The following is an 18,973-nucleotide window of genomic DNA, read 5'->3' as shown; positions in this document are numbered from 1 at the left end:
TTTATTCCCAATATTATTTGTGATTAATTCCTCTTCTTGGATTGAACCAATCCTTGGAAACTCTCACCCTATCTTCGGTTACAAATTTTTACAATTAAATAATACCGGTGATATTTATGGAGAAGTGCTGGGAAACATCGTTTTATCCAGCGTTCAATGATTTTGAGAGGGAATTCAAAAGTGATTAAAAAACCAATGATGGGGATGGCAGCCTTGATTCTGACCATGCCAGCATTTGCAGCTGAGCAGGCAAGTCAACAGGATGCTTCAGGGGATAGTAAGGAGAGCATTGTTGCAGACAAGGTTAAAGTCACCAGTATTTTGCCGGACCGCCTGGAGGCTATGCCAGGTTCTTTCAATGTGATAGATGAGGTAACTCTTGAGGAGCGTCGCCCATTTACAGTAATTGAGGCGTTACGGTCTGTTCCTGGTGTACATATCGTTGATGAGACAGCTTTTGGTTTAAATTTGAATATTGGTGTCCGTGGACTAAATCCCCGCCGTACACAGCGTACGCTTTTAATGGAAGATGGTATGCCATTGTTTTTGGCACCATATGGTGATCCTTCTGCCCATTATTCAACCCCACTGGATCGTGTGCAACGCGTAGAAGTCGTCAAAGGTTCTGGTCAAATCTTGTATGGACCTCAAACAGTTGGCGGCATGATTAACTTTGTTACAAAACCTGTTCCCAAGGAATTTCAGGCAAGTGTAACTGTCATGGGTGGTAACAATAATTTCAAAGGTGGTCACGTCAATATTGGTACTGGCGGAGACTGGGGTGGCATTATGATTGATGCCGTTAATAAAAGCGGTGACGGCATCCGCAAAGGGCATGACTTTGAGATTAATGAGTTGACCGTCAAAGGACAATTAAATCTTAGTGATTCTCAGCGTATTATCACTAAGATGGGATGGTATGAAGAAAATTCAATTATTACTGAAGCAGGATTAGACACTGCACGTTATGCAGCCGATCCACGTGGCAATGCTTTTGGTCGTAATAATCAATTTGAACATACACGAAAGAGTTTGCAGTTCATACATGAGTTGGATATTAGCGAAAAGGCTAAGTTAAGAACTCAGATGTACTACGTAGACTCTGAGAGAGCCTCTTATCGTCAGACTGATGACTCTACAGATCAAATGACAGCTAATCCTGCTACAGGCTGTACAGGTGCACAACGTACAAATTATGAGGGTGCTGCATCTTTATGTGGTAATAAAATGCGCCCTAGAACTTATACCTATTATGGCATTGAGCCAAGATTAGATTTTAGTCATAGCTTATTTGGTTTAGAAAGTGATGCTGTAATTGGATTTCGTTATCACGTTGAAGAGATCAATAGAAAGCGTTACAACGGCATAACTCCAAGAGCTCGTGAAAATGATCCTGGGTCTTTATTGCGTGATGATAGCGATATCGACATCAAGGCATTATCTTGGTACGGACAAAATACTGTATATCTTGGAGATTTTGCTGTTACTCCAGGGCTTCGAGTAGAGAGGCTTGAACAGCGTAATAAGCTTAATACTGTTGGTTTTAATCCATCAGGAATAAGTGACTCCACATCTGACACCACTTATTTACCAGGTATCGGTTTAGCTTGGAATGGAATAGCAAATACTACAATATTTGCTGGTATTCATCGCGGATTTTCACCTCCTAGGCCAGACCGCGACCTTGATCCTACTCGCGCATTAGGAGCAGGTCCCGAGAAAAGCACTAATACGGAAATTGGCGTCAGAAGTCATTACTTCAAGGGTATTACTTTTGAAAGTACTTTATTCAATATTGACTTTGACAATATGGTGGTTGGACCCGTGAATGGGCAATTCCGTAATGCTGGCAAAGCACAACATACCGGGATTGAGTTTGCTGGACGTATAGATTTAGGAACTATTTACAATACACCACATAATTTTTATGCAATGGCTAATTATACAAGTCTGTTTACCGCGAAGTTTAGAAGCGATAATCCGACAGATAGCATTGAAAAGGGTAATCGCCTTCCATATGCGCCAAGGGATATGGCGTCTGTATCTTTCGGTTATTCTCATCCTGTAGGTATTGATGCGCGTATTGGGATTGATTATGTCAGCAAGCAATATGTTGATAATGCCAATACTCGTATTGAAAATGCCGCCGGTACACAAGGTATTATTCCTTCTTATACAGTATTAAATGCGTCTGCTAACTATCGACCAGTCGGTAGCAAGGCTACATTCTTTGTTAGTGCATACAACTTGGCTGATAAAGATTATCTGGTAAGCCGAATAGATGGAAAGTTTGTTGGGCGTGATCGTCAGGTGTTTGGTGGTATCCGCTATGATTTTTAAGGCGTAACAAATCCTTCCTCTGGCTTTTTGCTGGAGTAGTTGTGTTTACGCCCCGTTATCGGGGCGTTTTTTTTGCGTGGTGGGCATGGTGAAGGCAGCGTTATAATCACGGTTTGTGGTGAAGTGCCGCGATTGGCCGGCATGTGAGAATAGGCGATCAGTTTGAGTCATACAGATAATTCCTCAGAACAACATACCCCAATGATGCGCCAGTATCTTGGTATCAAGGCGCAATATCCCGATATGCTGGTGTTTTACCGCATGGGGGATTTTTATGAGTTATTCCATGATGATGCTGAGAAAGCTGCACGTTTGCTGGGCATTACGCTGACTAAGCGTGGTAGCTCGAATGGGGAGCCTATACGCATGGCAGGGGTGCCTTATCATGCTGCCGAGCAGTATCTGGCTAAGCTTGCTAAGCTGGGTGAGGCGGTCGCTATTTGTGAGCAGGTGGGTGACCCGGCCAAGAGCAAGGGGCCGGTAGAGCGGCAGGTGACGCGTATCCTGACGCCTGGCACGCTCACAGATGCAGCTTTGCTGGATGATACACGGGATAACCTGCTGCTGGCGATTGCTCAGGGGGACGGTGTGCTAGGGTTAGCACGTATCAATCTTGCTTCGGGGCGCTTTGTTTTGAGTGAGATAGCCTCGGGAGTATTGGCACAGGAATTAGAGCGTATTAGCCCCGCTGAAATTCTTTATCCGGATGATTTTTCCCATGCTGCACTGGCACCGGTCAAGTGCTCAAAAAAACGGTTAGCACCTTGGCAGTTTGATCTGGACTCATCATTACAAACCCTGACCAAGCAGTTTGATACTTACGACTTGGATGGCTTTGGTTGTGCAGGTATGCAAGCAGCCATTATGGCGGCTGGAGCTTTGCTGGATTACGTCAAGCATACGCAGCGCACCAGCTTGCCACATATCCAGGGGCTCACCGTAGAACAGGGTAGCCAATTCATCCAGCTGGATGCAGCAACGCGTCGTAACCTGGAAATTGACCAGACCTTGCGCGGAGAGTCTGTCCCTACTTTATATTCTTTGCTAAATACCACGGTGACAGCCATGGGCGCGCGCTTGTTGCGCCATTGGTTGCATCATCCTTTGCAGCACCAACCTGACATTCAGGCGCGCTTGCAGGCCGTGACCAGTTTGCATGTGCAATACGATGTATTGCGCCCATTGTTGCGCAATATCGGGGACATTGAGCGTATGAGCACGCGCGTTGCCTTGAAGACGGCTCGTCCACGCGATTTATCAGGCTTGCGTGATAGTTTGCGCCAACTGCCATTGTTGCAGCAATCATTGCAAGTGGCGGATAGCGGACTATTACATGCGCTATCGCAGCAGCTTGATGTAGCACAAGACTCCCTGGAGCTTTTGCTCGCGGCGGTGAAGGATGAGCCTGCGGCAGTGTTACGCGAAGGAGGCGTGATTGCTGATGGTTTCGATGCAGAGCTGGATGAGCTACGAGGTATCCAGAACAATTGCGGCGAATTCTTGCTCAAGTTTGAGGCACTGGAGCGCGAGCGTAGTGGTATCAGCAATCTCAAGGTGGAATACAACAGTGTGCATGGTTTCTATATTGAGATCAGCCGGGCGCAGGCTGAAAAGGTACCTGCTGAGTATCGTCGTCGGCAGACCTTGAAGAATGTCGAGCGGTACATTACTCCCGAACTGAAGACGTTCGAGGATAAAGTGCTGTCTGCCAATGATCGTGCGTTGGCGCGTGAAAAAGCCTTGTTTGATGCATTGCTTGAACAATTGCAACCCGCATTGGCTACATGGCAACGTAACGCGGAGGCGGTGGCCCAACTGGATGTATTGGCAGCGTTTGCCGAGCGTGCTGACGTGTTGAAGTACGTTGCCCCGGAGTTTAGTGACGAAGCCGGGCTTACCATTGTGGATGGCCGCCATCCGGTGGTCGAGCAATTGACGCAGCCTTTTATCGCCAATAGTGTCGTGTTGTCACCGTTCCGCCAGTTGTTACTGATTACTGGGCCTAATATGGGTGGTAAATCGACCTATATGCGGCAAACGGCATTGATTGTTCTGCTTGCGCACTGCGGCTGTTTTGTACCGGCCAAAGTAGCCAAGATTGGCCCAATAGATCGTATATTTACTCGTATTGGCGCATCGGATGATCTGGCTGGCGGACGATCCACATTCATGGTGGAAATGACCGAGACTGCCAATATCCTGCACAACGCTACTGAACAAAGCCTGGTGTTACTAGATGAAATCGGGCGTGGTACGTCTACCTTTGATGGTTTGTCCCTGGCATGGGCGGTAGCCAAACAGCTATTGGAAAAAAACCGTAGCTATACCCTGTTTGCCACGCATTACTTTGAGCTGACCAGGATCAGTGAGGAATTCAAGCATGCTGCCAATGTGCATTTGGATGCTGTTGAGCATGGTAGTGGTATCGTGTTCTTGCATAATGTAGAGGATGGCCCAGCAAGCCAGAGTTATGGGTTGCAAGTTGCGCAGCTGGCGGGGATTCCGCGAGCGGTGGTGAACGCCGCCAAGCGCAAACTGATGCAATTGGAGCAAAGCCAGGTGTTACAGCAGTCAACGGCAGGGCAGGGAGACATGTTTGTTGCAGTGGAAAATGCGCCCGAGCCGGAGTTGCATCCTGCGGTATCAGAGCTGGACCAGATTGAGCCGGATGAATTAACACCAAGGCAAGCGCTGGATATTTTGTACAAATTGAAAAAATTAATATAAATATCGGAAATAATTAGACATATTTTTGAAACAACTCCCTGCCAGAATATAAACCGTAGTCCTTACCGGGGCTGCGGTTTTTTCATTAAAGGATCCCAAAAGGAAGATATGGTAGTCGAGTATTTCATCAAGATAGTTATTCCCGTGGTATTTGCATCATTCGTGGCTGTGATCGGCTGGTTTGCCGGTGAAAAGCTGGGTGCAATGATCGCTGGTGGCGTTTCTCTGGCTGTAGCAATTGGTTGGACCAGCTATAGCTGGGCATTGTCCATGAGGCAGTCGCGTATCAATGAGCGCTTGGCCAAGCGTAAGCAAGCGCGTGCCAAGAAGGCAGTTCGTAGGGTTTCCTGCGCATAATATGAGTTAAGCGGTTTTAAATGCCGCCCTGAATATGAAAAAGGCAGCCATATGGCTGCCTTTTTATTTGCGTTGGTTCTAACCACAAGTTAGAACCAACCTTGAGATTTTTTAGTGGTGGTGGCCACCTGCGCCATGCACATGACCATGCTCGACTTCTTCCTTGCCTGCTTCACGCACGGCAGTGACAGAAGCCTTGAATAACACACGCTCGCCAGCCCAGGGGTGGTTACCATCGACAATGACCTTGCCATCTTCAATGTTGGTCACGGTGTACAGTACGATATCGCCGGTTTCATCTTCACCTTCAAACTGCATACCGACCTTCAGTTCTTCCGTTGGGAAGGCAGAGACTGGTTCTATTTGTACCAGCTCTTCATCATAGTCACCAAATGCATCGGCTGGCTCCAGAGTCAACTCGATGGAGTCACCTACTGCCTTGCCATGCAATTCTTCTTCCACGCGTGGGAAAATATTGTCATATCCGCCATGCAGATAGCTGACTGGATCCTTGCTGGATTCCAGAATATTTCCATCGCTATCGCGCAGTTCGTAGGTGATGGTGACAACAGTGTTCATGGCGATCTGCATGAAAGATCCTTCTTTTAAAGTGATTTGATAAATTTGAGTACTTCTGTAGCGTGATTTTTAGCTTCCACGCCATATTGTGCCAAGCGTACCACTCCAGTCCGGTCAATGACAAATGTTGAACGGACTATACCCATTTTTTTGATGCCGTCTTTTTCTTTTTCCTGCCAAACGCCGTATTGATTGCAGACTTCCCCATCCTCATCGGAAAGCAGCTGTACTGCCAGACCGTGTTTGTCTCTAAAGTTGGCATGGCTCATGCAGTCATCTCGACTGATGCCAAGCACGACTGCGCCATGTCGCTTGAATTCATCCTCCAGGTCGCTAAACTCGATGGCTTGCAAGGTGCAGCTCGGCGTGTTGTCCTTGGGGTAAAAGTAGAGCACCACGTGATGACCACGCAATGCAGAAAGGCTGATGGTTTCAATATCAGCATCAAGCAGGGAAAAGTCAGGGGCTGGCGTATTGGGCTGCAGCATGGCTGGCTTTGCAATGATGGCGATGGGAAAGATTCTAACCTAATTTCTTATCAGCGTAAGCAATGCGCTATGATGCGAGCATGAAAAAACAATCATTATCAAATCCAGCACCTTTGACCCTATTGGGTGGGATCAGTGCAGAGCAATTTCTCGCTGAGTACTGGCAAAAAAAACCTTTGCTGATTCGTCAGGCGATTCCTGGATTTAATGGCTTGCTGAGTCCAGACGAGCTTGCTGGGTTGGCTTGTGAAGAGGATGTGCAGTCTCGCCTGGTGTCGTTCAAGCGAGGAAAATGGCAGGTGGAAAACGGGCCATTAGATGAAAGACGCTTTGCCAAACTGCCGGAGCACGACTGGACGTTGCTGGTGCAAGGGGTCAACCATCATCTGCCGGAGGCGATGGATTTGTTGCAGCAGTTTGCGTTTGTGCCTTATGCAAGGCTTGATGACCTGATGGTAAGTTTTGCGCCTGATCAGGGTGGAGTAGGCCCACATTTTGATTCTTACGACGTTTTTCTGCTGCAAGGTGAGGGCAAGCGCCTGTGGCGTATCAGCGAGCAAGAAGACTTGACCCTGGTAGACGATGCGCCATTGCGTATCCTGAAAAATTTTGAGACTGAGCAGGAGTGGGTACTTGAGCCGGGAGATATGCTTTACCTACCGCCGCACGTGGCCCACTGGGGGATTGCGGTGGGCAATGCCATGACCTATTCCATCGGTTTTCGTGCGCCATCGGCACATGAGCTTGCGAGTGAGTTCCTCAATTACCTGCAAGATAAACTGCAGGTGTCGGGTATGTATGCAGACCCAGAGTTGCAATTGCAAACTCATCCGGCAGAGATTGGTACGCAGATGCTGGGCAAGGTTAGTGACATGCTAGACCAGATTCGCTGGCAGCCTGAAGACGTGTCAAGTTTTCTTGGACGTTATCTTTCTGAGCCTAAGCCACATATTGTGTTTGATGAGAATGAGGCATTGAGCCTCAAGCGCTTTGTACAACAGTTGGCTCAACATGGCATTGCCTTGTCTGGAAAAAGCCAGATGTTGTTCCATGAGGGTAAGTTTTTCATGAATGGTGAACAGTTGCCTGCCTGTGCACAGCATCAAGATATATTGATGGCATTGGCAGATCATCGCCTGCTTGAAGCTAGCTGTATTGATGCTGACGTACTAAAGGATCAGGCACTGGTGCAGCAATTATATAACTGGTATTTGGCGGGTTATCTACAGCTCATGGAATGATGTGCTATTGATCAAGCATGAATAGTATGGATTTATATCTCAATGTTTAATTAAATCAAGTTGAACAGCGATAAGCTGGTGGTCGCAACGAAAGCCTTTTGCGCGGCTTCCAGCACAGTTTGTTCTTTGGCGAGATCGGACAGTGCTTTTGCATAGTCCAGATCTTGTAGTTCTGACAATGACTTGGCATATTGCAGCGCACGACTGTCACCATCGCCATTGAGGGCTGTGATCTCCTTGAGCGCCGAGCCGTTACGTGCGCGGACAGTAAGTACATTATCCAGCGTGCCTTGCAAGGCATTGCTGGCTGTCGTCAATCCATCCTGCAATGCTTGGGCGTCGGCAGCGCTGGTGACGGGGGTCTGCAGCAAGCTGGTAATAGAGGCCAGGGCCGCAAAGACATCATTGCCATTTGCCTGGAATACATTTGGTCCATTATCTGTAATAGGCAATTGGCGGCTGTTGGAAACCTGTAACTGGCGTACTTGATTGTCGCCATTATAGGTCGCACCGCTAGCATTTAATGTGTAAGGCGCTGTATTGGTGCTGTATCCGGAATACAAGTAGCTTCCACTGCCATCTTTAGCATTGGCCAGGCCGACTAATGCTTCGAGGTCGTTCTTGAGGTCAATGGCGATATAGCCTCGTTGGACATCATCATAAGAAGCGTTGCCTGCCTCGGTCAGCCGGGATTTCGCGGCAATCAGCAAGTCTGTGACGCTTTGCAGGTTGCCCTCTACCGCATTCATGTTGTTCTCGGCAAACATGCGATTGCGCTCGAGTTGGGTATTAATGCGTTGCGCATTCTGCAATTCGAGTGAGCGGGCAGCACCTACCGGGTCATCTGCAGGGGTCAGGATACGTTTTTTGCTGGCAATCTGTTGCATCAAGCGATCCTGGGAGACCTGTAACTGCGAGAGTTTATTGAGGCCGTTCTGGAATATAGTGTTAGTGCTGATACGCATGATACTTTCCTCGCTTATCTGATCGACAGCACAGTTTCAAATAGGGTGCTCGCCACTTGCATGACCTTGCCTGCAGCTTGGTAGGCTTGCTGGTAACGTAGCAAGTTGACAGCTTCTTCATCCAGATTTACCCCAGATTCACCTTGCTGGGCGGTGATGGATTGGTTCAATAGCTCATCTTCTGCAGCACCGGTCACTTGCAATTCACGCGCACGGTTACCTACATAGCTGACGAGCTGGTTGAATGTGTCCTGATAAGACGCCGTACCATTCAGCATGATCTTGGTGCCTTGTAATGCGGCCAGCTGCAAGGCATTGCGATTATCGCCAGCGGCATTGCTGCTATTGGCAGCAATGGTGAACTGGTCGCCATTGGCTGGAGCGCCACTCAGGCTGAAGCTGATACCTGCGACGCTAATCGTTGCGCCAGCGCTGTAGGGCACTGTGCTGCCAGCTGGGTAAGTGGTTGTGACACCGGCGCTGGTGGTGACGGAAATGGCCTCGCCGGCAGGGAAGCCGCTCAGGTTACCGCTGTTGTAACTTAATGTGAAAGGGCTGGCCAGCGGGGCGCTGGCATAGCTGTTACTCACTTTGGCACCACTGATAGTGCCGCTTCCTGTGTTACTTGTCGCGGCAGAGGTACCTACGACTGGGGCACCGGCAGCGATGTCTGCAATCTGTTTCACTGCCATCGACAGGTCGCTTGCTGCATTAGCGGTTGGCCTGATCAGGAACTCGTCTCCTGTGTTAATGGTGCCACCGCCCAACGCGAAGCTGACGCCATCAACGGTTTGTGGCAGGCTGGTAAAGGATTGTGTTGTGTTATCGCTGAGGCGTGTGACGATGTAGTTTGATCCATCGTAGCGCAACCGGTAATCGCTCGCAGTTAATTGGTTGGCATCAGTAATGCTGCTGGCAATACTGGCATCGCCAGTGTTGCGGCTACTGGCATTGACTTGCGGTACCGGGATATTGAAAAAATTGCCGCCTTGCACATTGTTATTGGTCAGGCCTTGTTGATGCTGGGTATTAAAGGATTGTGCCAGTGCAACGGCAATCTGCCCCAGGGTATTTTGTGCCTTGTCCAGGGATTCGCGGCGATACTCGATAAGCCCGCCGATGACGCCGCCTTGCAGGCTTTGCTCGGCAAGAATGGAGACGGTGGAGCCAACTTGGTAGGCGACTTCGAGTTTGCCAGGATTGGTAGGCGAGTTGACCGTGGTTAATGAATACGAAGTGAGGCCATTCACCAATGGAATGCCGTTACCAATCGATACATTGTATTTATTGCCATCCTGGACAACCACCGTGCCCTTGATTTCCTTGTTGAGCGCCAATACTAACTGGTCACGCTGATCCAGGAGATCATTAGGTGGTTGGCCTGTGCTGGTGGTCGCAATATCAATTACTTCATTGAGGCGTGCGATTTCCTTGGCATATTGATTGACGGTTTTGACGCTGGCGGTGAGTTGTGAATTTACCGAACTTTGCATCTCCTGCAACCGGCTGCCCAGGCTGTTGAATCGGCTAACCAAAGCCTCACCATTGGATAGCATGGCCTGACGTGATGCTGGGTCGTTGGGTGCGGAGGATAGGTCATTGATCGCATCGAAAAAATCCTGGATCGCTGGCGAAAGCCCCGCGTCTGAATCTGCCAGCATATTGCTGATCTGGTTGATATTGGATATCTGAGTATTAATGGCACTGGCGATAGACTGGCTATTGCTGATCTGCCTTGATAGCAGTTCGTTGTAGATGCGCTTGACCGTATCAATCTGCGTGCCATTACCCAAGTAACCAAAGCCCCAGTTTTGTGCCTGGCCGGTCGATTGGACGATTACCTGACGCGAGTAACCATCGGTCTTGGCATTGGCAATATTGTGCCCAGTCACGCTAATGCCTACCTGGGCAGCGTTCAGTGCAGTTTTGCCGATGTTGAATATATTAGACATGATGGGTGTCGATCAAGGTTACGTAAATGGTTGAACGGCATAAAAACAGGAAACTTTAAGTCGTGGTGATGCTGTTGATCACCCTCTGCAACTTGCTGGCATATTGGGGATCGGTGGCATAACCTGCATCTTGCATCGCCTGGGCATAACCAGCGGTACTTCCGGTATTGCTCATCACATTGTCATAGCGCGGGTTGTTGCGCATCATATTGGCAAAGTCACGGAATGAGTCGGCGTAAGAGTCATAGGCACGGAATTTCTCAATACGCTTTTGCGGCACACCATTGATGTATTCCGTCGTCAATGCTTCAACGGTTTTGCCCTTCCAGCTTGAGGTAGCCTTGATACCAAACAAATTATTGCTGGCAGTGCCATCTGTCCCAGTAATCTGGCGTTTGCCCCAGCCGGTTTCCAGTGCTGCCTGGCCTAGCATTAAATTCGCGGGAATGCCGCTATCTTGGCTGGCTGCCTCTGCGTGCTGGCTCATTTGCTGTACAAACTCACGTGCATTCTGTGGGACTGATGGAGACTGGAAAGCGGTATTTGCGGTAGGGCTCGTCGCGAGCGGCATGTTTCTCTGTGTCGGGGCGAGAGAGTCCAATTGTTCCGGTGTTACGCTGGATTGCTTGATTTGTAGCTGGCGTGCCAGCATGTCGGCTAGGCCAGTACCACGGCTTGCGATTTGCTGGCTGAGCTGTTGGTCTAGCATGGAAACGAAAGTGCGGCTTTGTTCGCTATCAAACATGCCTTCCTTGGGGGTGGCGTCACGCATGCTTTTCAGCATCATGTTGACCATTAATGCCTCAAACTGCACGGCTGCGGCCTTGATCGATTCAGGGCTATTATCGCGTGCAGCGTATTTCAGGTTGTTCAGGCTATTGGCATCCGCCGCCATTCTGCTGTTGATATCAGTATTGAGATTGTAGGCGGTCATGATGATGTCCTAGATAATTTCCAGGTCGGCGCGTAGTGATCCAGCGGCTTTCATGGCTTGCAGGATCGCTAGCAGGTCTTGCGGTGTGGCGCCAATGGCATTCAATGCCTTCACGACATCGGCGAGCGAGGTGCCTTTATCCAGCTTGATCACCTTGCCTGGTTCCTTATTGATTTCGACTTGCGAGACGGGCGCTACCACTGTTTGGCCGCCAGAGAACGCGCCTGGCTGGCTGATCGCTGGTGCCGTGTTGATCACAACGGAGAGATTGCCGTGCGAAATCGCGCAGTCATCCAGCGTCACGGCTTGATTCATCACAACAGAGCCAGTACGGGCATTGAGGATCACCTTGGCTGTGCCTTGTGAAGGCTTGACGTCGAGGTTTTCCAGGTTGCCGAGAAAGGCAATGCGATTGGTATCCATGGGTGGTTGGATTTGGATAACGCGTCCATCCAGTGGCGTGGCCGTGCCATTGCCAAAGCGTTTGTTGATGGCATCGACCACCATGCTGGCTGTGGAAAAGTCGGCTTCTTTCAGTTCGAGCCGGATGGTGCTGGTTTCGGTGAGCTGGCTTGGGACGGCACGCTCCACAATCGCCCCTGCAGAAATACGGCCTGCACTCAGGTGATTGATCTGGGCGCTGCTACCACTTGCGCCTGCACCTGCACCACCAATGACCAAATTGCCCTGGGCCATGGCGTATACCTGATTATCAGCGCCCTTGAGCGGTGTCATGAGCAAGGTGCCGCCACGCAGGCTGCGCGCATTACCCATGGAGGATACCGTTACATCCATGTTCTGGCCCGGTTGGGCAAACGGCGGCAAGCTGCCGGTGACCATCACGGCGGCGACATTCCGTAATTGCAGGTTGGTGCCTGGGGGCAGGTTGATCCCCATTTGTTGCATCATGCTGACGATGCTTTGCACGGTGAAGGGCGTTTGTGTGGTCTGGTCGCCTGTGCCGTCGAGGCCTACTACCAAGCCATAACCAATCAATTGGTTGGAGCGTACGCCTTGTATCGTGGTCAGGTCCTTGATGCGCTCAGCATGAACAGGTAGGGACAAGAAGATGCCGAAGATGGCGATTAGCGTCAGGAGGCGTTTTGTCATGGTAATGCTCACAGTGGTGCCAGGCTCAGGAAGAACCGACCCAGAATAGACAAGATTTGGGCGGTATCAATCGTGCTATTGGTACGATATTCCACGCGAGCATCCGCAATACGGCTTGAGGCCACGGTATTGCCATTGGAAATATACAGCGGGTCGACAACGCCTGAGATGCGAACAAATTCAGTGCCGCGGTCAAACGCGACTTGTTTCTCACCGCTGACAACCATATTGCCGTTGGGCAACACCTCAATAACAGTTGCGCTGATCGTGCCAGTAAAGGCGTTACGCGAATTGGCAGCTGCGGCATCATTGTAAGAGTTGTCGGAGCTGGCACTGGCGCTCAGGCGGGGAAAGATTTTACCCCAAAAACTGGTGACACTGGCATTCACATCACCTTGTTTGCTTGCCGAATTGGTGCCTGATTTGCTGGCGGTAGTGTTTTCCGTGATATTGATGACGATGGTGTCGCCTACCAAGCGTGCGCGCTTGTCTTCAAGCAAGGGGCGATAGCTGGCAGGGCTGTAGATGCCACCACTATTGTAGGCCGTTTGTGTCGGGTACGCCGGGCGAGCGGTTTTGGGAGCCTGCGTGATGCTTTTTGGTGCGACTGAGCAAGCGCTGAACAACAGCATCATGCCCAGTGCCAGCCAGTTTCTTGATCGAGTGCGCAATTGCATCATATTTCCTTCACTACACTATGCCCAGATTAGAGCTGGGATAAGCGTTGCAACATTTGATCGGATGTGGAGATCGCCTTGCTGTTGATTTCATAGGCGCGCTGGGTCTGGATCATGCTGACCAATTCCTCAGCGACATTCACGTTCGAGGTTTCCAGGTATTGATTGATCAGCAGGCCGGTGCCATTAAGGCCGGGCTGGTTGATATTCGCTGCACCGGATGCCGCTGTTTCGATATACAGGTTCTCTCCACGGGATTGCAGGCCAGCCGGATTGATGAATGTGGCTAGTTGGAACGTGCCAATCTGCACAGGGGCATTCGGGTTGTCGGGCAAGACCACTGAAACGGTGCCATCACGTGCAACCGTTATGCTTAGAGCATTAGGCGGCACGATAATCGCTGGTTGTACTGTAAAGCCGCTAGCGGTGACTAATTGCCCCTGATTATCAAGCTGAAAAGCACCATCACGCGTGTAAGCAGTGGATCCGTCCGGCAGCAGCACTTGAAAGAAACCTTCGCCGCTGATGGCGACATCCTTGCTATTGCCGGTTTGCTGCAGGTTACCCTGAAGGTGGATACGCTCGGTAGCTACGGGGCGCACACCAGTACCTAGTTGCAAGCCAGAAGGCAACTGGGTTTGCTGGGAAGATTGTGCACCGGGCTGGCGGATGTTTTGGTAGAGCAGGTCCTCGAATACGGCACGGGTTTTCTTGAAGCCATTGGTACTGACGTTGGCCAAGTTATTGGCAATGACGTCCATCTGTGTTTGTTGGGCATCAAGGCCAGTTTTGGCGATCCATAGCGAACGTATCATGGTCTGCTCCTTTGCAATGGCGGCCTGAGCTGCCGGTATTCTGGAAATTAAGGACTATGCTACTCCAGAGGTGCTTAACTTAAACTGAAGATCTGACCGGCTTTTGTGGCGTTATTCTCGGCGTTCTGGATCAGCTTGGTTTGCAGGTCAAACTGGCGTGCCTGGGAAATCATGTTGACCATTTCTTCCACCACGTTCACGTTGCTACCCTCCAGTGCGCCACTTACCACGCTGACAGCAGCATCTGCAGCCAGCGGCTGGCCATTCTTTGGCTCGAACAATCCATCGGCACCACGTACCAAGTCGCCATCATTCGGGTTGACCAACTTCAAGCGTCCAATCATGCTGGTAAACAAGGGCACCACATTGGTAGCCACGGCGGAGACGGTGCCATCGTTGGCAAAGGCGACCTTGCCTTCTGGTGGAATGGTGAGTGGGCCGCCATCACCTACGACAGTGAGACCGTCTTGGGTTTGCAGAACGCCGTTTTCATTCAGCTTGAAGTTGCCATTACGGGTATAGGCTTCGGTGCCATCGGCCCGTTGCACGGCAAACCAGCCGCGATCACGGATGGCAACATCCAACTCGCGCCCCGTTGTTTGGATAACGCCACTATTGAAATTGGTGCCGACCGTGGCATCAACCACGAAAGCACGAGTGGGTAAGCCATCGCTCAAGACAGGTACGGCGCGGAAGCTGTCTATCTGGGCCCGGAAGCCAGTAGTTGTCGAGTTGGCCAGGTTATTGGCCGTAGTCGACTGCTGCTCCATGATGTGCTTCAGGCCGGTCATGGCGGTATAGATCAAACGGTCCATGGCGATTCCTTTCTATTGCTGATGGCTTAGGCGCTTAGTTCAATTAACGCAGGTTGACCAAGGTTTGCATAATCTGGTCTTCGGTCTTGATGGTTTGCGCATTGGCTTGGTATACCCGTTGCGCTGTGATCATATTGACCAACTCAGCCGTCAGGTCGACGTTGGAATCTTCCAGACGATAGGATTGCAAAACTCCCAAACCGCCAGAGTTGGCGGTACCAACCATGGGGGGGCCTGATTCAGAGGTTTCAGCCCATAGGTTGTCCCCCAATGGTTGCAGGCCGTTGAGGTTGCGGAAGTTCACCAGTGCTACTTGGCCCAGCACAGCGCTCTGGCCATTGGAATAACGTCCCAGGATAGAACCATCGGAGCCTACGCTAAAGCTGGAAAGGCGACCTGCGCCATAGCCATCCTGCCCCAAATCACTTTCGTTGAATGAGTTGGCGAATTGAGTGCTACCTGCCAAGTTCAATGTGACTGACATTGGAGTCAAGCCACCTGTACCAATCGGTATGCTAATGCTGGGGGTTGTTGGCGTAATGGTGGGGTTAAGGCCAGAGCCAGTGAATACCATCGTCCCAACAGCTGTAGGAGGTGAGCCAGCAGGTGTTTGAGCCCCGTCTGCACTTGCCATAATGGACCAGGTTGTTGTTGCAGGAGAGGCAGATGTATCCACCCCTGTCTTCAAGTAATAAAGTTGCACGGCATGTGAGTTGCCTAGCGAATCAAAAACCTCAATCGGGGTAGAGTGGCTGTAAGTACTGGGGTCGTTAATGTTGAAGTTAGCTGGGTCTAGAATGTCAGCGCGGGAATCTAGGTTCAATGGCCCGGTGATGGATGTGGTTGCTTGAGGGGCAAGATCCGCTGCATCAATGCGTAGTTCACTCAGGGCACCTGTCTGTACAACGCCGTTGACAACGGAATATCCCGTGAGGCGCTGGCCGGATGCATTCTGGATATATCCGTCTTTACTCAACTGGAACTGTCCATTGCGGCTATAACTGATGGTACCGTTATCGCTCATGCGGAAAAAACCGTTGCCATTAATGGCAACATCCAGTGGGTTTTGCGAGTTTGAGATATTGCCTTGTGTAAATTGCTGTGTGACAGCGGCTATCTTAGTGCCAATGCCGATCTTGGAAGCATTACCTCCTCCTAAGGAGTTTGCATAAACATCAGCAAATTCGGTCCGTGATTGTTTGAAGCCCACGGTACTGGCATTGGCAACGTTGTTGCCAATCACTTCAATACTCTTAGACGCAGCATTTAATCCGCTTAAACCCTGTTGGAAAGCCATGTTGTTCTCCTGGTGAAGTTACCTGGGTTGTTGTTAATAAATTTGTTTAATCTTGTCGGTAGTAATTGATGCAAGGTTGCTCAGGTTCAGCTTGACTCCATCAGAACCTGTAGAGACGCTCATCACTTGTTCATAACTCAGGGTGTTTGCTGCAACAGTGGTGTTGGCAGTGGTGGCTGTGGCTTCGATGGTATAGCGACCATCTGCCAGCTTGCTGCCATCGTCACCATATCCGTTCCAGCCCAATTGCGAGATACCAGCCTGCTGATTGGTGACAGTCATTGTTTTCACGACCTTGCCTGAGCTGTCCTTGATGTTGACCTTAAGGTTATCGGCGCCTACCGGTAGCTCAACCGCAAAATAAGCAGCTGACTCACCTTCGGTCTCAGTTGCTGCGAGGTAAGTGCTGCTGCCTTCTACCAAAACGGTATTGCCAATCAGGCTGGATGCCTGCAAAGCCTGAGTTGCCTGCATGCTGCTGATAAAGGCAGAGAGCGATGCATTCATACGCTCAATTCCTGTGACCGTGGAAAGCTGAGCCATCTGGCTGGTGACTTCTGCATTGTCCATTGGATTCAGAGGATCTTGGTTCTTCATTTGCGTGATCAGCAGTTTCATGAAGCGATCTTGCGTTTCAGAAATGCTGCTGGTTGTGCTACTGGAGCTACTACCATTCATGGTAGTGAGCAATGAATCTGAAATGCCTGAGGTGCTTGCCATGGTGGTTACTCGCTTTCAGGGTAGTTGGTCGTTACTGACCGATGGTCAGGGTCTTGAGCAGCATAGATTTCGCTGCATTCATGGTTTCTACGTTGTTCTGATATGAGCGCGATGCCGATATCATGTTGACCATTTCCTCCGTCACGTTGACGTTGGGCATGGCGACATACCCATTAGCATCAGCCAAAGGGTGTTTCGGGTCATACTTCAATTGCGGTACGGATTGATCTTCTACTACTTGCTGTACCTTCACTCCTTGTGAGCCATTGGCGTTGACGGGTACGGCTGAAAATACAATGTGCTTGGCACGATAAGGTTGACCATTGGAACTGGTTACACTGTCTGCATTGGCAAGATTGCTAGCGACGACGTTCAGGCGCTGGCCTTGGGCGCTCATGGCAGAGCCAGAAATATTGAATACATTAAAAAGTGACATGGAGGTCTCCTTTGGAAATCAGGATTACTGGCCTTGTATCGCGGAGAGTAGTTTTCTGATCTGCCCGCTAATCATGGTGGCACTGGCTTCGTAACGTAATGCGTTATCCGCGAACTGTGTGCGCTCTACATCCATATCCACAGTATTGCCATCAACGCTGCCTTGGATAATCGGGCGGAATAGCACGCCGTTCTGATGGCTGGCAGTGGCGGAGATATGGGCTGGATTGGTAGTGTCGGCTTTCAGGCCGCCCCCTGCTCCAACGAGCGCCTGCTTGAAGGTATCAGCAAAATTGATGTCGCGTGCCTTATAGCCAGGCGTGTCTGCATTGGCAATGTTGGCAGCCAGCAGCTCCTGGCGTTGCCCACGCACGCGCAATGCGGTTTCATGAAAATTGAGTGCAGCATCCAACTTGTTCATCGTACAACCTCCCTTGCTAACGGCAGTCAAGAAATGCTGGAGACTGTCGTTATTTTAGATGATTGCGAGTCTAGGACTGATGATGCAAATTTCATTGTACGAATAAAAGGGATTTTCCCTTGTTATTTCCTGCTTGCGTGTTTGCATGCCTGAGTAGAATGCACCTTCAGATGAAGTGGCAAAGGCTATCCCCTCAAGGGGTAGATAGTGCCAAGCCTGGAACCAAGAAGGAGGGATGCAATGAAAAGAGTATATATCACAGGGCGTATGATTGCCTTGCTGATTGCCTGCTTGTGGGTATTGCCTACCTCTGCAAATGGTGGTCACCAGGATTTGACGCAATTGCGACAACAGGTTGAGCAGTTCCTATTGAGCCAGAGTGCAAGCTTGCCTGGCAAGGTATCAGTATCTGCCATGGCGATTGATTCACGCCTCAAACTGGCCGGTTGTGACAATCTCCAGATGTCGCTACCTACAGGTAGTCGTATCTGGGGGCGCACCAGTGTTGGAGTGCGTTGCAATGCACCACAGGTGTGGACAGTGTATGTGCAGGCAAATGTGCAAGTGATGGCGGAATACTTGATTGCTGCTGGTCCATTGACCCAAGGACACATTATTACCGAGCAAGACCTCATCAAGGGGCAGGGTGATCTTGCCAAGTTGCCGCCAGGGGTGTTTACAGATATTAGCCAGGCAGTGGGCCGTGCTGTTTATGTTCCGTTAAGTGCGGGAACAGTATTGCGTCAAGAGATGTTACGGGTGTTGCCAGTGGTGCAACAAGGACAAAAAGTGGTACTCAATACCATAGGCGATGGATTCAAGGTCTCGGCTGAAGGCACGGCCCTGAGTAATGCCGGGGAAGGGCAGCGCGTCAAGGTAAAGGTAGGCAATGGCCAGGTCGTCAGTGGCTTGGCACGACAGGGCGGCTTGATCGAGGTGATTTTCTAAGCGCGGTGATCAATCGGACGTTCTTGGTACAGATGGTATGATGCTGCAAGAACGCTTTAAACTTTTTTACTAAAGTTAACAAAAATACCGCCGATAAGAGCAATATATCGGTATGTAGTTTTGCCGTAGATGAAACTAGCTTAAGGAATTGC

18 protein-coding genes are annotated in these 18,973 nt (G+C 50.2%); 5 read left to right on the top strand and 13 right to left on the bottom strand.

Annotation, left to right across the window (positions count from 1 at the left end; all coding sequences use genetic code 11):
- Positions 1–180 precede the first annotated feature (180 nt).
- From LG202_RS07300 to LG202_RS07290, 3 genes are all read left to right on the top strand, one after another.
- Complete coding sequence (locus tag LG202_RS07300; RefSeq protein ID WP_230347728.1) at positions 181–2,340, top strand: TonB-dependent receptor domain-containing protein; 2,160 nt, start codon at positions 181–183, stop codon at positions 2,338–2,340.
- A gap of 201 nt (positions 2,341–2,541) precedes the next feature.
- Positions 2,542–5,067 (top strand): DNA mismatch repair protein MutS, encoded by a 2,526-nt coding sequence (mutS, locus tag LG202_RS07295; protein ID WP_230348070.1) that lies wholly within the window; start codon positions 2,542–2,544, stop codon positions 5,065–5,067.
- Between the two features lie 108 nt (positions 5,068–5,175).
- The gene (locus LG202_RS07290; RefSeq protein ID WP_230347727.1) at positions 5,176–5,424 is read left to right on the top strand and encodes a hypothetical protein; all 249 of its coding nucleotides are present in this window, start codon (positions 5,176–5,178) and stop codon (positions 5,422–5,424) included.
- A 111-nt stretch (positions 5,425–5,535) separates the two neighbouring features.
- Here the strand turns inward: LG202_RS07290 and LG202_RS07285 are convergent, their stop codons facing one another.
- Together LG202_RS07285 and LG202_RS07280 are read right to left on the bottom strand one after the other, a co-directional pair.
- A complete protein-coding gene (locus tag LG202_RS07285) occupies positions 5,536–6,015 on the bottom strand; it encodes an FKBP-type peptidyl-prolyl cis-trans isomerase (RefSeq protein WP_230347726.1) in 480 nt (159 codons plus the stop codon).
- Between the two features lie 14 nt (positions 6,016–6,029).
- A complete protein-coding gene (locus LG202_RS07280; RefSeq protein ID WP_230347725.1) occupies positions 6,030–6,491 on the bottom strand; it encodes a peroxiredoxin in 462 nt (153 codons plus the stop codon).
- Positions 6,492–6,571: 80 nt separating this feature from the next.
- Between LG202_RS07280 and LG202_RS07275 the strand changes: the two genes are divergently transcribed.
- On the top strand, positions 6,572–7,732 hold the full coding sequence (locus LG202_RS07275; RefSeq protein WP_230347724.1) for a cupin domain-containing protein: 1,161 nt from the start codon (positions 6,572–6,574) through the stop codon (positions 7,730–7,732).
- A 50-nt stretch (positions 7,733–7,782) separates the two neighbouring features.
- Here the strand turns inward: LG202_RS07275 and flgL are convergent, their stop codons facing one another.
- From flgL to flgB, 11 genes are all read right to left on the bottom strand, one after another.
- Positions 7,783–8,697 carry a flagellar hook-associated protein FlgL gene (gene flgL / locus LG202_RS07270; protein WP_230347723.1) on the bottom strand — a complete coding sequence of 305 codons (915 nt, stop codon included), beginning with the start codon at positions 8,695–8,697 and terminating at the stop codon, positions 7,783–7,785.
- A gap of 14 nt (positions 8,698–8,711) precedes the next feature.
- Complete coding sequence (gene flgK, locus LG202_RS07265) at positions 8,712–10,649, bottom strand: flagellar hook-associated protein FlgK (protein ID WP_230347722.1); 1,938 nt, start codon at positions 10,647–10,649, stop codon at positions 8,712–8,714.
- Positions 10,650–10,704: 55 nt separating this feature from the next.
- Positions 10,705–11,583, bottom strand: coding sequence for a flagellar assembly peptidoglycan hydrolase FlgJ (gene flgJ / locus LG202_RS07260; protein ID WP_230347721.1), 879 nt, complete (start codon positions 11,581–11,583; stop codon positions 10,705–10,707).
- 9 nt (positions 11,584–11,592) lie between these two features.
- Positions 11,593–12,693: a flagellar basal body P-ring protein FlgI gene (locus LG202_RS07255; RefSeq protein ID WP_230347720.1), complete on the bottom strand. Its 1,101-nt coding sequence runs from the start codon at positions 12,691–12,693 to the stop codon at positions 11,593–11,595.
- 8 nt (positions 12,694–12,701) lie between these two features.
- Positions 12,702–13,373, bottom strand: a complete 672-nt coding sequence (locus LG202_RS07250) for a flagellar basal body L-ring protein FlgH (protein WP_230347719.1) — start codon at positions 13,371–13,373, stop codon at positions 12,702–12,704.
- 26 nt (positions 13,374–13,399) lie between these two features.
- Positions 13,400–14,185 carry a flagellar basal-body rod protein FlgG gene (gene flgG, locus LG202_RS07245; protein WP_230347718.1) on the bottom strand — a complete coding sequence of 262 codons (786 nt, stop codon included), beginning with the start codon at positions 14,183–14,185 and terminating at the stop codon, positions 13,400–13,402.
- A 74-nt stretch (positions 14,186–14,259) separates the two neighbouring features.
- Positions 14,260–15,000 (bottom strand): flagellar basal-body rod protein FlgF, encoded by a 741-nt coding sequence (flgF, locus tag LG202_RS07240; RefSeq protein WP_230347717.1) that lies wholly within the window; start codon positions 14,998–15,000, stop codon positions 14,260–14,262.
- A 43-nt stretch (positions 15,001–15,043) separates the two neighbouring features.
- The gene (gene flgE, locus LG202_RS07235) at positions 15,044–16,297 is read right to left on the bottom strand and encodes a flagellar hook protein FlgE (protein ID WP_230347716.1); all 1,254 of its coding nucleotides are present in this window, start codon (positions 16,295–16,297) and stop codon (positions 15,044–15,046) included.
- Positions 16,298–16,330: 33 nt separating this feature from the next.
- The gene (locus tag LG202_RS07230; protein WP_230347715.1) at positions 16,331–17,017 is read right to left on the bottom strand and encodes a flagellar hook assembly protein FlgD; all 687 of its coding nucleotides are present in this window, start codon (positions 17,015–17,017) and stop codon (positions 16,331–16,333) included.
- A 31-nt stretch (positions 17,018–17,048) separates the two neighbouring features.
- Entirely contained in the window at positions 17,049–17,453 is a 405-nt protein-coding gene (gene flgC / locus LG202_RS07225) for a flagellar basal body rod protein FlgC (RefSeq protein ID WP_230347714.1), read from the bottom strand.
- 24 nt (positions 17,454–17,477) lie between these two features.
- Positions 17,478–17,873 carry a flagellar basal body rod protein FlgB gene (flgB, locus tag LG202_RS07220; RefSeq protein WP_230347713.1) on the bottom strand — a complete coding sequence of 132 codons (396 nt, stop codon included), beginning with the start codon at positions 17,871–17,873 and terminating at the stop codon, positions 17,478–17,480.
- 240 nt (positions 17,874–18,113) lie between these two features.
- Here flgB and flgA point away from each other — a divergent pair, with 240 nt between their 5' ends.
- Positions 18,114–18,821 carry a flagellar basal body P-ring formation chaperone FlgA gene (gene flgA, locus LG202_RS07215; RefSeq protein ID WP_230347712.1) on the top strand — a complete coding sequence of 236 codons (708 nt, stop codon included), beginning with the start codon at positions 18,114–18,116 and terminating at the stop codon, positions 18,819–18,821.
- The last annotated feature ends 152 nt before the right edge of the window (positions 18,822–18,973 follow it).

Source organism: Methylobacillus methanolivorans, from assembly GCF_054588515.1.
This window is presented reverse-complemented; position numbering and strand designations above follow the sequence as displayed.